The organism is Bradyrhizobium sp. 63_E2_N1_3 (genome assembly GCF_052076005.1).
GTDB classification, from domain to species: Bacteria; Pseudomonadota; Alphaproteobacteria; order Rhizobiales; family Xanthobacteraceae; genus Bradyrhizobium; species Bradyrhizobium barranii.
This window is the reverse complement of sequence record NZ_CP197235.1, coordinates 2,461,977-2,475,938: the sequence shown is the minus strand read 5'-3', so window position 1 is coordinate 2,475,938 and position 13,962 is coordinate 2,461,977. Positions and strand designations below refer to the sequence as shown.

Here is a 13,962-nt window from a genome sequence, read left to right as displayed (position 1 = left end):
TCGCGTTGTGGAAGGTGGCTAGATCGTCCCGCCGCCGCCGCCGAAGATTTCGACGACCACAGCGCGATTGGCGGCCCTGTTCATCACGGTCGTGTTGTCCTTCAGATACTCGTAGTGTGAGGCGGGCTTGACGGAGAAGACGCGCGAGCGGGCGCTTGGGCCGAACAGGTGAAAGACGTTCTTGGCCCGGCCCGTGCGCAGGAAGCTGTTGTTCCGTTCGCCGCCGGTGCTGTCGCTGTATCCGACGATCTGGAACTGCAACGACTTGTCGGTCTCAAATCGGATGAGCTGCGCTGCCAACAGCGGATCGCGCTTGGCGATGTTCTTGAGATGCCGCCAGTCGACGCCGAAATCCCAGATGATGAGATATTGGCAGATGCCGGCCGGCGGGACCAGACTGACGTCCACACCGAGATGGCCGACCTCGGTGCGGGACGTCGCGACTTCATTGGCCACGTAGGGAAAGACGGCGGCGCTGTGAACCTTGGCAAGCGGCGAGCACTGCGGTTGCGTCGCCATATTCGGCATCTGTTCCACCGGGCCCGGCGGCGTGTATTGCGGCAGTGGCTGCGGCGCGCGTCCCATGGCAATTTCTCCCATTGCTGCCTGCCCAAAGCTGAGCACTGGAGGGAGCGTCGGCTCCCACCACGGCTATGACTAGTAGTGACGTGAGCGGTCGGGGAAGTTCAAAGGCGAGGTGCGGGCGCCCTCAACAGGGCCATTAGCGGACATTGATTGGCCTTCCGCGCTCTCCGGAAAGCGGGGTAGGCTACGCCTATTGCCGTCCGTGCCAAATTGTTGCGGAGGAACTGGCCATGAAACTTCGCCGCCGAAATTTTCTGCATCTCGCCGCGGGGACCGGCCAGATTGTTTTCCCGCCGCCGAAGGAGGCTCTCATTTCCGCGCGCAAGATTTCGCGTTGACGGACCGAACTAAGACAGGAGAACCAGACATGGCCGCCTTTCAAGAGGTTTTCCGCCGCTCCGGCATCGATGAGCGCCGCAGCCCGCCGGGCATGGTGGTGCCGTTCGGCGGCTCCAACATCGTGGCGCTGATCGATCCCGGAAGAAAGCTCAAAGTCGATCCTAACGCCCATGCCCTCGGGATCAAGGAGATCGATGGCGCCGATACCCTTAGACGCGTCATGCAGGCCAGAGAAACCTTCTCCAAACCCGATATCGATCCGCAGCTCAGGGCGGCGTCACTTCCCGCCACCTTCAATGGCGATGCACGGTTTTTCGAGATCAATGGCCGGATTAAGCCGATTGGTTTTCCCGGCCTGGAGGTGGTGGCCCGTTCGGCCGGCCGGAAGATCGAAGCCAAGCTCTATGTCGTGGTGCTACCGGAAATCAAGATCAAGGTGGCGTTCCGCAATGTCATGGTTCCGGGGAGTGGCGGCGCTCCGGCGTTTCACGCCAAGAAGCCCTGCAACGAGCAAGACGAATTGCTGACGATGAACAATATATGGAGGCCGCAGGCCAACATCCGCTTCGAGCGGGTGCCAAGCGACTGGCTGGTCATCGACGACTCGCAGGCTGCCATCAAACAGGAGATCGCCAATGCGACTGGCATGAAGGATGCGAGCCTGGCGACCTTTCCCGATGTGATCGACGTCGAGAAACTGAAGGGCATCTTCGTCAAACACAAAGTTCAGGGCGCCCATCTAACCATTTTCTGCGTCGATAAGGTTTGGTCCAATGGCGGCCTCGCCAATGGCTCGTTTGCTCGCGGGCTGGACCTTGCCTTCATCAGCTCGCAACGCGGGCCTAACACGTCTGCCCATGAATCCGGCCATTTTCTCGGCTACTACTCGAAGAGCGCGAGCAAACCTTGGGACAGCCAAGGCCACACGCTGGAGACCGATCCGAAAACCGGAAAAGAAAACAGGGCGGAAGACATCAAGATGCTGATGCGCGGGGGAGGCGCCGGGTGGAAAATCCCGTTCAATCTCGTCAAGGAGTTCCGCGACTTCCCCGGCTAGCATCCGAAGATCAGACAGAAGCTGGAAATCACTCCAGACGTTGAATGTCGCCTTGGGTCAGAAGCTGCCCCGACGGCCCCGAAACGCTTACTTTGCCACCTGGCAGGCAGAGCGTGTCATCGGCCATCATGACCGCAATACGCTGCGCTTACGCCTCGATCCCAAGGGAGATTCGACAGACCTTGAGCCGGGCATGAGTGTCTGGCTTGAGAACTAGTCACGTGAATCTAAAGTTCGCCACATAAAGTCCGCTGAGCTTTATAGCAGAAGCGTTTGACGGAAGCCAAAATCTGGTCTGCGGACTTGGTCCATTTGAATGGCTTCGGTTTTCTGTTGTGCAGGTCGATGAAGGTACGGATGTCGGCCTCGAGCTGCCTGACGGAGGTGTGAACACCTCGCTGGATCTGTTTTCTGGTGAGTTCAGCGAACCAGCGCTCGACCTGATTGATCCATGACGCGGAAGTCGGCGTGAAGTGGACATGATAGTGCGGCCGACGGGCGAGCCACGCTTTGATCTTAGGTGTTTTGTGGGTGGCGTAGTTGTCCATGACGAGATGGACATCGAGGCCTTCAGGAACTTGAGCATCGATCCCTTTTAAAAACTTCAAGAACTCGACTGCCCGGTGCCGCTTATAGCATTTGCCGATGACGAACCCCGAGGCGACATCGAGCGCGGCAAACAGCGAGGTCGTACCATGCCGCACATAACTGTGCGTGCGCCGTTCCGGTACGCCCGGCATCATCGGCAGGACCGGCTGCTCGCGATCCAGGGCCTGGATCTGGCTTTTCTCATCGATACTGAGGACAAGGGCTCGGTTCGGTGGGGACAGGTAAAGGCCGACGATATCGCGGACCTTGTCGACGAACAGCGGGTCGCTCGACAGCTTGAATGTCTGGCTGCGGTGCGGCTGCAGGCCGAACGCCATCCACATTCGGCGGATCGTGGTGTGGGAAAAGCCAGTTTCCTCAGCCATTGAGCGGATCGACCAGTGCGTCGCGTCGGGTGGCGTTGTACGCAATGTCCGCTCAATTACCTCAGCAACCTGATCGTCGTTGATGGTTCGAGGGCGGCCAGGGCGGGCCTCGTCAAGCAGGCCATCACAGCGATCCTTCAAAAATCGGCGACGCCACTTGCCAACGGTGTGTTCGTGGAGGCCGAGTTCGGCAGCCACGGACTTGCTTGGCAAGCCATCCGCACACCGCAGGATCGCGCGGCAGCGCTCAGATAGCGATCGGGCAACGCGATGACGACGAACTTGCCTCTCCAAGTACGCCCGCTCCTGCGGACTAAGCACCAACGGCGCGATCGGCCGGCCTCGTTCACCTGCATTCGCCACGAGCTCTCTCCTCTGTAGAGATTCGAGCTATCAACTAATGTGGCGAACTTGCGTTCCAGATGACTAGGCTGTGTACTCATTAAGCAGCTGGCCGCCTTATGTCCGCTCAACCCCTAACAGCGGCGGGAAAGCGGACGTCTGCCGAGGTCGCTGAAGGGCCGATATTGTTGCAAAAGTCGATTTTCGCCGATGACCAAAATTCTGCGGGCCGTGGGCGCGACTTTCGCGTACAAGATGCGAGGGACCTCACGGCCTCACGCAAAATTCACAGGCGACTTCGGTAACGCGATTGAGGTCATACGAATCAGCGATCGCTCGCTGCTTAGTGTTTTCGCGAAGAAGCTTGAGCCCTGCAACTTTCGACTTTTGCAACACAATCGGCCAAGAGGCGACATCGCTCACTTGGTTGTCGTTTCGAAATCTTTGCCGACTTCCGATAACATTGGCGCTGTTACCTTCTTTCAGGTGCCGCCCGAAGCGATCCGCCAGCCTCACTTCAGCCTCGACGTAACACCGAGCAAACACACCAAAGAGCGCGACGCAGCAACATCTCTCGACTGACTTTGTGCACGGTTGCGTGCATAAACTCCGTGATTCACGTTGAAATTTGGTCACGAGTTAGGTCAAGCCCCTTGATCTTTGTCAATGTCGGCATCAACCGACGGGCCTCCTTAAGCAAAGGGGGCGAGACAGGATAGGAGCAAAACGATGAAGCGGATGATTTTCAGAAATTTTGCAATTGTAACTTCGGTTATCGCCTTTGCGACACTGTTCACCGTTGACTGGTCTGAGCAGCGCGGGATTTCGCTGTCAGTTGAGAGTGCCCAAGCGAGGCGGCTCTATGTCAGCCCGTATCCCTATAGTCACTACATACCCGATCAGTCCGGTCTGCCTTGGTACGCAGTGCGGGCCTACTACGCTGGCGGCCCCTGGTGTGGTGCCGGCGGCACGACCGGGTACGGCACGGCTGTGGGGGTCTTTGGGCGTGCTTCCTACACCTGCTACGACGGTTGGGATAGCTACGCGAAGCTCAATGGCATTGGTTGCACGCCCGGCACCTTGATCAAGGGCGGTGACGGAATCATGTACGTCTGCCAGTAAGCACGCGGACCACAAGGAGAGGCGGCGCAATCGTCGCCTCTTTCAATTCGAAAACGATATCCGACAGCCAGGGTCACGGGCGGACGTTGAGATCGGGGGCCCAACTCGGTCGGCTCGTCACGCGAAACCGGACCACTGCGCCACGCTCGGCCGGGGCCGCCTATGGGCCAATAACCGACATGCAAAGGGAGGCACGCTGCATGGCCGAGAAGTAGTGTTGAATGCTACCGCGGGTCACGAGGTTGGTTACCAAGGCTGGTGGCCCGCAGGCAAATCCTCTATCGACGCACTCCGACGCGATTAACGCCACCATTGGCATTGCCGCCGACGTTATGACGGACTGCAGCGCGCGCAACGGGCCGTGGCCGGAGGGCAACGCCAGCCCGGGCAACGCAACCCACCGGATAGTCGACGTACTGGCAATACACGATCGCGCGGGCCGGTGATGGAGCCAAGTGTGGCCCCTGCAAGTCCCAGAAGTGCGCTGGCAGCGATTCCTGTAACCGTCACTGACTTGATCGAAAGTCGCATCTTAGCCTTCATGATGGTCCTCCAAGGGTAGCAAAAGCCGCATTCCTACGGCTTACGATAGCGTGTGCGCGGAGAGATGAGCGACATTGACGTACATCAAGGGTGAGCTGGGCTGTGCGTTAACTCCGTCGAACATTATCCGTGTTTCCTGCCGCCCGTCACCGCGACCTTGATTCAGATCAACCAGCTTCGTGATACCCGCACCAAAATAAGAGACCGACTGGGCTAGGGCGATTAGTTGGTGCGTGCGATGACGCCGACTTGGTATGTCACCTTCGAGGTTCGTAAACGCGGCACGCTGCCGAAGCAGCGGAGCCCTCGGGAAACAAGGACCTTCGCTACGGAAGCAGAGGCCAAGGCATTCGTTCGTGCAAAGCTCGACGAAGGTCTCGTAGTATTTGCGGGCACGATCAATCCGCACGTCCCCAAGCAACTCATTCCGTCGTCCCGCATCCAAGCTTGGCTTGTCGATGAACAATGGAACGCTGAGCGAGATACAGGTCCCGACCGGACGCCGATCACCAGGTTCTGAAGCCGAACCAGCCGAACTGCCCTTGTCGTGCCGCCAGAAGCATCTGCGGCTGGACGTTTCGCCTCGGTCGAGCCGCAACATGCAACATCTTGCGTTGTCGCTTGCGATCGACGGTTTCAGGCGGGCGTGTATCCTGTTTCGGCAGCATCGCGAAAGAATTCGCCACCGCCGGGCTCTGTCTGACGGTAACGGGCGGTTCGGCCACATCCGATGAAGTTGCGACCTCGGTCGCCTCGGCCACGGGCGCAGCGGCGACGATCACCGGCGACTGGGTATCGAAGACAATACGCTCGGGCCATTTGCGATCTGAGTGGATACGTATGGCCGGCCGGTCCGCAGCCGCCTGATCGACGGTCGGGGCCCTCGGCAGCCAATAATCTGCAACAAAGAGCAGTGCGAGCAACACTGCTCCGACCTTCCAGAAATATGCCGCCAGTGGCATGCCGGTCGCTCCGGTGCGCCCCCGAAACATTGACCTGGGCTCTACGTCGTCTGTTACCTGCAGCAAGATGGCCACGAGCTGCTTGATATAGATCAAGCGCGTTCGATCGCTCGCGAACGCGCTCTAACTGCAGCCGGTAATGCGCGCAACTGCCTTCATGTACTTGAGATGAAGTGCGGCGTCACCTCCGTCTGACGGAGAGTTGCGAGCGGTCAGGCGATCCGAATTCAAACAGGTCTCAAGATCGAACCTGATATGCGAGCACCATCCCAGGGCGCTCTTCTCTGCCTCTTCCTTGGAGGGGCCAAACCCCACAAAGGTCTGAACGTGCCCGGCCTCGCCGTCGGCCGTCGATACGAGATTGATTTCCGAGATGTAGAAGGACGAACACTGGGCGGCCTGGGGCTCGGCGCGTGTCCCCTGGATCACCCCGAGAGCGACAATGGTCGTCATGAGGACGGCTCGCTTCATTTTCACCTCCGACAAAGCGAATCCATTGCGGCTATCCATCTGATCGCGACAACTTCATTCGGCGTGCGTTGCCCGCTGTGTGCCCCCCGAACATCGGACCTGGCTGTCCGATCGGGCAAGCCAACCAACGCCAATCGCCGCTCAGGGACTTGAGATAGATCAAGCTCGGCCCGACGAGGGGACGCAGGTTTCGATAGGGTCTGGTTGCCAAGGTGACAGATAATGAGTGACCGGATCTCCGCAGTCCTCTTTGCGTTGGCCTTTGCTTTGGAAATGGGTGGAGCGACCGGCGGCTTAAATTGAAATATTTGTTCATGGTCGTTTACCGCTGCGCGAGGCCGGCGGAGGAATCGATCACAAATTCCGGCCCGCGCTCGTCACGCGCCGTTGCGCGTGTACGCGCCATCGGCGGCTAAAATTCTATTCACAGTCCGGAGAGAGGTTTTCAACGGCTTTGCGAAACGCGGCCGGTTGCCGACATCAGCATCACGCCGATCGACGAAGCGTGATTGCGCCACCCCTGCGCGAGGGGAATGCCAACGCCTAACTGTCATTCATGTCAATGGACAGCACGCGCATCGTGCACGCCAGTAAACAAGAGGATACCATGACCAGCTTCAAAGTTTTGGGCGCAGCGCTCGTTTTTTCCGCGCTCCTTGCGACGCCCGCCTCGGCATGGGAACCCGCCGCGGCATTAGCCGCGGACCCGACCTTCTCCATCTATTCGGGCATGCGTGGCGACATCAATTCGGGCATGCATGCAGTACGGCCACATCGCGGAAATCATACCACCGGCGTCAAGCGCTTTCGATCGCGCTGATCGCCCGGATACCAAACCTGCACCAATCTTGTCCGCTATGCCCGACTGAGCAGACTTTAACGGGAGCCGCCGCCACTTGCGCTCCTTTCAGATCATTCCAATTAGGATGAAAAGAGCGACCTCTGTCAGGAAAGTGGCACTCATAATGGCGACCGTAAGGAACGCGTCGCCCGCTGGTAGAGGGGTCATAGCATGCCTCGCGCGCTGCGACGACTGGAACCGGTTCTGGCTCTCTGCCCGCGCCAACACCCTTGCCTATCGCGCTCCGTTAATAAACACCACGCCGCACGGCGCGACGCGTATAGCGGTAATCGCGACGGTCGACACGACGCGCCGTCACGCGGGCGCGCCGGTACGTGACGGCCTGCGCTTGATCAACGCTTAACTCCACGCCGCGCGGTGTCACCTGCGGCGAGACCGGAATGATCGCCAACATCACTGCTGCAAACAGCAGTCCGACAATCGAGGAGACTCTCATTGCACCTACTCCCTATTGTCCACCATGGCCGTGTCACCAACAAAAGCTGTCTGGTCTGTGTGCCTATTTGTCTTGTCGGCCTGAGATCGCCCTATTCCGCCAGGATAGAGCGCGAGAGGCTCCAACTGAGGTCGCCTTAGGGCCTGTTCCGGCAGAGAGAACCAAGCCGCCTAAGAGTGCATCGTCTCTTTCTGCGGCTCCATATCGGAGCTTGCAGCATTGGGGCACGAAAAGGTCGCGCAGGATGTTCCTTTTTATACACCCCGGTTGATTTTCTTGCGGCCAGCCGCCGTTGCTGCGCGGCGAAATAACAGCCATCACGAGCAGGCGCGGCTTCCGGTTTGGGTCATGAGCGGCGGTTTGGAAGTCGGCCAGTCACTTCCGGTCTACCCCAATAAGCTGACGATTTCAGAGCCAAGCCGGACTTCGCGTGAGGACCAAAAGCCGAAGTGGATGTTTTGGGGCTGTTCGCTGCAAACGGACGTCGCTTGTCCGTGAATCCGTGAGGATACGATGGTTCGCGGCGACTCGAGAAATCAACTAACGCGAGTTGGCAACTACCGCACGGCCAACTTAGGTTTCTGCGCCTCTTCGATATGTCGCCGCTGATCGAGAAATGCCTGGCTGGACCGGGTCTTGTACAAGTCCAGATTCTCGGTCTCGTCGGGCAGCAGTGTGATCGCCTCATCGACATAGGTGAGCCGGTGCGGATCCGACTTGACCTTGCGCGCCAGCCGGTGGAGGCGCAGCGCTAGCGATGCCCATTGCGCGGCCTTCACGACGGTCTCGGCGGCATAGCGCGGATAGAACGACCAGGCCGGCTCGACCGGCAGATGCGGACGCCGCTCGTCGCGGCTCTTGAGCCGCAGCACCCCCCCTTCGAGCGGATGGACCCGCTCGATGGGATGGTAGCCTTTGAAATAAAGCGCGTAGGTCCCGATCTTGCCGACATTGTTGCCCATGGCCGCGGCACGCCGCATCAGGGTCTCGATGTGCTCCCAGCTGTAATAGGTGTTCCAGGCGAGCTCACAGGCCCGCTCCCAGTCCGCCTTGGACATGGCGGGGTGGTCGACCGTGACGTGGTCCAGGTCGTATTTGTTGAGGTCCGTATCCATCGCGACGCCCTTCATATAGAGCGTCTTGTGATCCTCCGAGCCCGGCAGTGGTGTCAGGAAGAAGAACTCCAGCATGTCGATCGGCAGCTCATGCTTGACGATCTCGATGTCGCGAACGATCGATTCCGGTGTGTCGTTGGGAAAGCCCAGAATGTAGCCGCCGACGGTCATGATCCTGGCCTTCTTCCAGGCCAGCATCATCTCGCGATAGTCGGTGATCTTGTTCTGCCGCTTCTTGGCGCCGAGCAGACTGTCCGGGTTGATGTTTTCGAGGCCGATAAAGCATCGCCGGACGCCGGCCTTGGCGCATTTCTCGATGAAGTTCGGTAGCTTGTGGCAAAGCGTGTCGACCTGGATCGTGAAGCGAAGGTCCCAGCCCTCCTTCTCGCGCAGCGCGATGATGCGGTCGAGCAGGCTTTCCCAATCCTTGTTGCGCGCAAAATTGTCGTCGGTGAGGAAGAAGGCGAAGACGCCCTGGGCGACGTTGGCGCGGATCACGGCCTCGATGTCGTCGGCGCTGCGGCGTCGCGACTTGCGGCCCTGCACGTTGATGATGGTGCAGAACGAGCACTGGAACGGGCAGCCACGCCCGGCGTCGAAGCTCGTGGTGTGGCCGATAACCCGCCGGATCTGCTGGCGGGGAATGATCGGCAATGGCTGGCTCTCCAGGTGCGGCAGATCGTCGATGTAGTTGTAGAGAGGCTGCAATCGCCCGGCGGCCGCGTCCTGCAACAGCTCCTCCAGCCGTCCCTCGGCCTCGCCTGCGAAGACCGACACACCGAGGTCCATCATCTCCTGAACGCCGGGATCGCGCTCCGGCAGCATCGAGAGGGTGCCGGACACATGGAAGCCGCCGATCGCAACGTGGATTCCGAGCTTGCGAAACCGTCTCGCCAGATCAAGCGATCGGGGAAACTGATTGGACTGGACTCCGACCAGCATCACCATACCGGAATCCGCGGCCTTGATTGCGCGCGCCAGATCCGCGACACGCACCTTCCAGTTGGTCTCATCGATGGCGTCGATCTCGATGTCGAAATCGGGCCCGAGAACCTGGCGTTCACGACAATCGAGCGCGATGCCGTAAAGGCAGGCCAATGAGTTCGAAGGCAGGCCGCCGCGCCACCATCGAATGACGTAGCCATCGTCGTCGTAATGTGACGGCTTGATCAGAACAAGCCGGAAACTCCTGCTCTTGCTCATAAGCAAGGGGTAGCTCGATGTCGGTCATAGGCCAACTGCTTTCCGCGAGGTCCTCGCAAAAAACGACGAACTGTGGCACGAACAACATCCTATCCGAGTACCTCGGCTAACCGCACACGGCGCAATCGCATGTTCGGCACAAATTGGGGTGCGCAGTCGCCAGCTAGTCATGCGCCAGACGTCCGTTCCGGGTCAAACTCGACAAAACTCAGAGTGAGCATAATGCGTCCGCTTTCGGGCACATCGCGGCCATCCCGTCGGCTGGCGCCCATTGAGCCTGACTGCCGAGCCATGATTCAAATCCCCTAACGAAGGGGGCCGAATCATGCGCTACGAACTCTCCGACGAGGAATGGACTGCCATCAGGCCGATGCTGCCCAACAAGCCGCGCGGCGTACCGCGGGTGAATGACCGTCGCGTCCTCAATGGCATCTTCTGGGTGCTACGATCCGGGGCGCCATGGCGCGATCTACCAGACGCCTTCGGCCCGTATACCACTTGCTACAATCGCTTCGTTCGTTGGCGACGAGCAGGTGTGTGGGCGGCGATTATGAAGGCCTTGGCAGCCGCTCACGATGCCGCTGTGCAAATGATCGACACGTCGATTGTCCGCGTGCATCAACATGGAGCCTGCATCGACCGGAATAAAAGACAATGCATGGGGCGATCACGGGGCGGGTTGACCAGTAAGATTCATGCGGTCGTGGATACAAACGGCCTACCGGTCCGAGTTGCGCTGACGCCTGGGGAAGCCCACGACAATCGGCTTGCTGGAAAACTCTTGTCTCGCATGAAGCCTGGATCGATGCTGCTGGCGGACCGTGGCTACGACGCCGATTGGATTAGAGAACTTGCGATCAAGAAAGGAGCATGGGCCAACATCCCGCCGAAAAGCAATCGCAGCGAACCGATCTGCTTCAGTCCCTACCTGTATCGCGCTCGCAATCGAGTTGAGCGGTTCTTCAACAGGATCAAGCAATGTCGTCGGGTAGCGACGCGCTACGACAAACTTGCCGCCAATTACCTTGCCTTCGTGCAACTCGCGTCAATCAGGCTATGGCTCGGCGCTAATGAGTCCACGTCCTAGCGAGGACCCGAGCTCCGAAGTATCGCTTCGGCTGCTCACGTCTCAATCGGCTTCGGAGCTGATGTCGCGATTGGACTGCACCCCACGCCTGGGTACGCTCATTGTTACGCGCGAAGCACTCGATCGAACCCGCACGATTCATCCTCCGTTGCAGGCGAACTCGAGAGGCGCGCCCTGCGCAACTCGTCGGTGTCTTTGATCGCATCGCGTATCGGTGGCATGATGATGCGCGCTGAAGCCCGTGGAAGCCGAAATTGTAAGCCAAGGTTGTCGTTGCAATGCGGACCAGGCTCCAACTTCGCGACGTGACCAAGCCCCTGGGCCAAGCGGCGGTGGGCGCGTTGACGATCGGAATACTGCGTGCCGCTCGCCATTTCGATCCAACCAAGACCGCCAACTTATTCGCTCGGATCACTCGCTCAATCGGGCCCATGATGCGGGAGCAAAAGATCGGTCGAGCCAATCTAACCGCCGCATTTCCGGAAAAATCGCCTGCAGAGATCGAGACCATTCTCGCAGGCGTCTGGGACAATCTCGGTCGAGTCGGCGCCGAATTCGCGCATCTTGATCACATCTGGAACTATGATCCCGCACGGCCCAAAGCTAGCTGCATCGAAATCGACAGGCGCTCATATGAATTGTTTACGCAGCTGCGGCTCGACGGCAAACCGGCGCTGATCTTTGCGAGTCATCTCGCTAACTGGGAACTTCCGGCCCTGGCAGCCGTCGCGCACGGGTCGGATACTGCGATCCTGTATCGCCGACCCAACATCGCGTCCGCCGACCGCATCATCCAGGATATGCGCGCCGTGAAAATGGGCACGCTCATTCCCGCGGGTCGTGATGCGCCCCTAAGACTTGCCGAGGCCCTTAAAAGTGGCCAGCACGTTGGAATGCTGGTCGACCAGTATCTGACCAACGGCGTCGAGGTTACTTTCTTCGGCCGCAAGACCAGGGCCAATCCGATGCTTGCGCGACTGCTGCGGCAGATTGAGTGCCCGATTCATGGTGTGCGCGTCATCCGTCTGCCCGGACAGCGCTTTCGTGGCGAACTGTCTGAAGAAGTGAAGCCGGTCCGCGATGCCGCCGGACAAATTGACATTCAGGGAACGATGCAGGCGGTCACATCGGTCATCGAGGGCTGGATCCGCGAATATCCCGATCAGTGGCTGTGGCTACACCGTCGCTGGAGGTAGCACTTGACTGACTGCGGTAGCCCTTAGTGGAGGTACATGGTCCAGCTCGGCAATGCGGCGGTCAATCTCGCCGATCACGCGTTCCGAGAACGGCCCGAGGTGCATGTACAACGCCATCAGCATCACGATGTACCGTAGCGCGCCCGGATTGGTCTCCGCGACTTCGACGAAGGTCTTCCAGAACGGCTCGCGAACCTTCGGCAGGGCCCGCATGATCTTGTGTACGCTGTCGATGCCGCCAAGCCTCTTGCGCACGTCGCCATCCGGCAGGTCGCGGCGTCGGTCGGACCGGTCGAGCATGGCGGCGAGACGCGACAGCCGTCCTGCATATGCTGCCGGACTGTAGACGTGCCCGAGCACAGCCTTGTAATCGGCAAGGATGTCACGAAGCGGACGCTTAGTATCGAAATTGCATCCGAGCGTGCACTGATCGCCCGTCTGCTCGACATTCATGAGGTCATGGCCCTGGTGCAAGCGGCCTTCCGCGGCCAACCGCCGTGTAAGCTGTGTCCCAGGCAGCGCATAAAGCAGTCCAACGATGGAGACTGGAATGCTCGCCTCCTCGATGAGGTCGGCCATCGCCTGTCCTATCGAGGCCTTTTCGCTATCGAACCCGACGATGAAGCCAGCGGTGACGAACATGCCGTAGCCGTAAATCTTGTGAATGCACTCGGCGATGTTGCGCCTGGTGTTCTGCTTCTTCTTCATCTGCACGAGCGTCTCGGGATCCGGGCTCTCGATGCCGACGAAGATCGCGAAGAAGTTCGCATCCTTCATTGCCTGCAACAACTCGCTGTCGTCCGCGATGTTGATCGAGGCTTCGGTTGAGAACTCGAATGGATAGTCGTGCTCCTCCAGCCAGGCTTTGAGCCGCGGCATCAGGGTGCGGAGGTTCTTCTTGTTGCCGATGAAATTGTCGTCGACGAAATCGACATGCCCGCGATAACCGTGATCGTAGAGCGCCTGCAACTCTGCGAGAATCTGATCGTTGGTCTTGGTACGCGGCACGCGACCATATAGCTCGATAATATCGCAGAACTCGCAAGTGAACGGGCAGCCACGCGAATACTGCAAGCCGATGTATAGATAGTGATCGAAGTTGAGCAGATCGTAGCGAGGCATGGGGCTCAGCGTGACATCTATCGTGAATTTCTCGGCGATGAACACGCCCTTGCGTTCGCCGCTTTCCCAGGCGGCGATGAACTGCTCGATGACCTGCTCGGCCTCGCCGATCACCTGGAAGTCCGCGTCCGCGTAAAGATGCGGGCTGGAGGAGACGTCCGGCCCACCAACACATACCGGCTTGCCGCGCAGGTGGGCGAGATCGATCAGATAGATGGCATCAGGCTGCTGGTTGAGCATACCGCCGATCATCACAAGATCGGCCCAGTCGAGGTCCGCATCTGTCAACGCCTCGGTATTGCGGTTGACGAGCCGGATGTCCCAATGCTTCGGCAACATAGCGGCGACGGTGATCAGGCCGAGTGGCGCCGTTGGATACTTCGCGCCGACGAGTTCGCAGGCCTCCGCATAGTTCCAAAACGAATTCGGAACGAACTTCGGATAGATCATCAGGACGCGGCAGGGGATTGTCATGCTGTTCCAGCCCGGGCGTTGATGGCACAATGCCCCGCTGTTGATCGGGGCTCAAGGGGTCGCTTCGCTCGT

14 protein-coding genes and 1 pseudogene are annotated in these 13,962 nt (G+C 59.3%); 7 read left to right on the top strand and 8 right to left on the bottom strand.

Going from position 1 to position 13,962, the window contains the following annotated elements; translation table 11 throughout:
• Positions 1-18: 18 nt before the first annotated feature.
• Positions 19-585: a hypothetical protein gene (locus AB7531_RS11455; protein WP_063981809.1), complete on the bottom strand. Its 567-nt coding sequence runs from the start codon at positions 583-585 to the stop codon at positions 19-21.
• A gap of 367 nt (positions 586-952) precedes the next feature.
• On the opposite strand from AB7531_RS11455, the gene AB7531_RS11450 reads away from it, so the two are divergent.
• A complete protein-coding gene (locus AB7531_RS11450) occupies positions 953-1,981 on the top strand; it encodes a hypothetical protein (RefSeq protein ID WP_063981808.1) in 1,029 nt (342 codons plus the stop codon).
• A gap of 227 nt (positions 1,982-2,208) precedes the next feature.
• Here the strand turns inward: AB7531_RS11450 and AB7531_RS11445 are convergent, their stop codons facing one another.
• Positions 2,209-3,318 carry an IS630 family transposase gene (locus tag AB7531_RS11445; protein WP_231142782.1) on the bottom strand — a complete coding sequence of 370 codons (1,110 nt, stop codon included), beginning with the start codon at positions 3,316-3,318 and terminating at the stop codon, positions 2,209-2,211.
• Between the two features lie 189 nt (positions 3,319-3,507).
• Between AB7531_RS11445 and AB7531_RS11440 the strand changes: the two genes are divergently transcribed.
• Complete coding sequence (locus AB7531_RS11440) at positions 3,508-3,879, top strand: hypothetical protein (RefSeq protein ID WP_063981807.1); 372 nt, start codon at positions 3,508-3,510, stop codon at positions 3,877-3,879.
• Positions 3,880-4,026: 147 nt separating this feature from the next.
• Positions 4,027-4,419: a hypothetical protein gene (locus AB7531_RS11435; RefSeq protein ID WP_063981806.1), complete on the top strand. Its 393-nt coding sequence runs from the start codon at positions 4,027-4,029 to the stop codon at positions 4,417-4,419.
• A gap of 278 nt (positions 4,420-4,697) precedes the next feature.
• Here the strand turns inward: AB7531_RS11435 and AB7531_RS11430 are convergent.
• A pseudogene (locus AB7531_RS11430) lies at positions 4,698-4,962 on the bottom strand (hypothetical protein).
• Positions 4,963-5,200: 238 nt separating this feature from the next.
• Here AB7531_RS11430 and AB7531_RS11425 point away from each other — a divergent pair.
• Entirely contained in the window at positions 5,201-5,482 is a 282-nt protein-coding gene (locus AB7531_RS11425; protein ID WP_084795344.1) for a hypothetical protein, read from the top strand.
• Here the strand turns inward: AB7531_RS11425 and AB7531_RS11420 are convergent.
• Together AB7531_RS11420 and AB7531_RS11415 are read right to left on the bottom strand one after the other, a co-directional pair.
• Positions 5,469-6,020 (bottom strand): hypothetical protein, encoded by a 552-nt coding sequence (locus AB7531_RS11420; protein ID WP_063981805.1) that lies wholly within the window; start codon positions 6,018-6,020, stop codon positions 5,469-5,471. The genes AB7531_RS11425 and AB7531_RS11420 overlap by 14 nt on opposite strands.
• Before the next feature lie 27 nt (positions 6,021-6,047).
• Positions 6,048-6,395: a hypothetical protein gene (locus AB7531_RS11415; protein WP_187387974.1), complete on the bottom strand. Its 348-nt coding sequence runs from the start codon at positions 6,393-6,395 to the stop codon at positions 6,048-6,050.
• A 607-nt stretch (positions 6,396-7,002) separates the two neighbouring features.
• Between AB7531_RS11415 and AB7531_RS11410 the strand changes: the two genes are divergently transcribed.
• Positions 7,003-7,215 carry a hypothetical protein gene (locus tag AB7531_RS11410; RefSeq protein WP_144030618.1) on the top strand — a complete coding sequence of 71 codons (213 nt, stop codon included), beginning with the start codon at positions 7,003-7,005 and terminating at the stop codon, positions 7,213-7,215.
• Between the two features lie 268 nt (positions 7,216-7,483).
• On the opposite strand, the gene AB7531_RS11405 is transcribed toward AB7531_RS11410, so the two are convergent.
• Positions 7,484-7,693, bottom strand: a complete 210-nt coding sequence (locus tag AB7531_RS11405; RefSeq protein WP_135216245.1) for a hypothetical protein — start codon at positions 7,691-7,693, stop codon at positions 7,484-7,486.
• Positions 7,694-8,250: 557 nt separating this feature from the next.
• Positions 8,251-10,011, bottom strand: a complete 1,761-nt coding sequence (locus AB7531_RS11400) for a B12-binding domain-containing radical SAM protein (protein ID WP_063981802.1) — start codon at positions 10,009-10,011, stop codon at positions 8,251-8,253.
• Between the two features lie 325 nt (positions 10,012-10,336).
• Between AB7531_RS11400 and AB7531_RS11395 the strand changes: the two genes are divergently transcribed.
• Both AB7531_RS11395 and AB7531_RS11390 read left to right on the top strand, forming a co-directional pair.
• On the top strand, positions 10,337-11,098 hold the full coding sequence (locus AB7531_RS11395; protein ID WP_063981801.1) for an IS5 family transposase: 762 nt from the start codon (positions 10,337-10,339) through the stop codon (positions 11,096-11,098).
• A 278-nt stretch (positions 11,099-11,376) separates the two neighbouring features.
• Complete coding sequence (locus AB7531_RS11390; protein WP_063981800.1) at positions 11,377-12,294, top strand: lipid A biosynthesis lauroyl acyltransferase; 918 nt, start codon at positions 11,377-11,379, stop codon at positions 12,292-12,294.
• Here AB7531_RS11390 and AB7531_RS11385 read toward each other — a convergent pair.
• Positions 12,274-13,890 (bottom strand): B12-binding domain-containing radical SAM protein, encoded by a 1,617-nt coding sequence (locus tag AB7531_RS11385; protein ID WP_063981799.1) that lies wholly within the window; start codon positions 13,888-13,890, stop codon positions 12,274-12,276. The two genes, AB7531_RS11390 and AB7531_RS11385, sit on opposite strands and share 21 nt — an antisense overlap.
• Between the last annotated feature and the right edge of the window lie 72 nt (positions 13,891-13,962).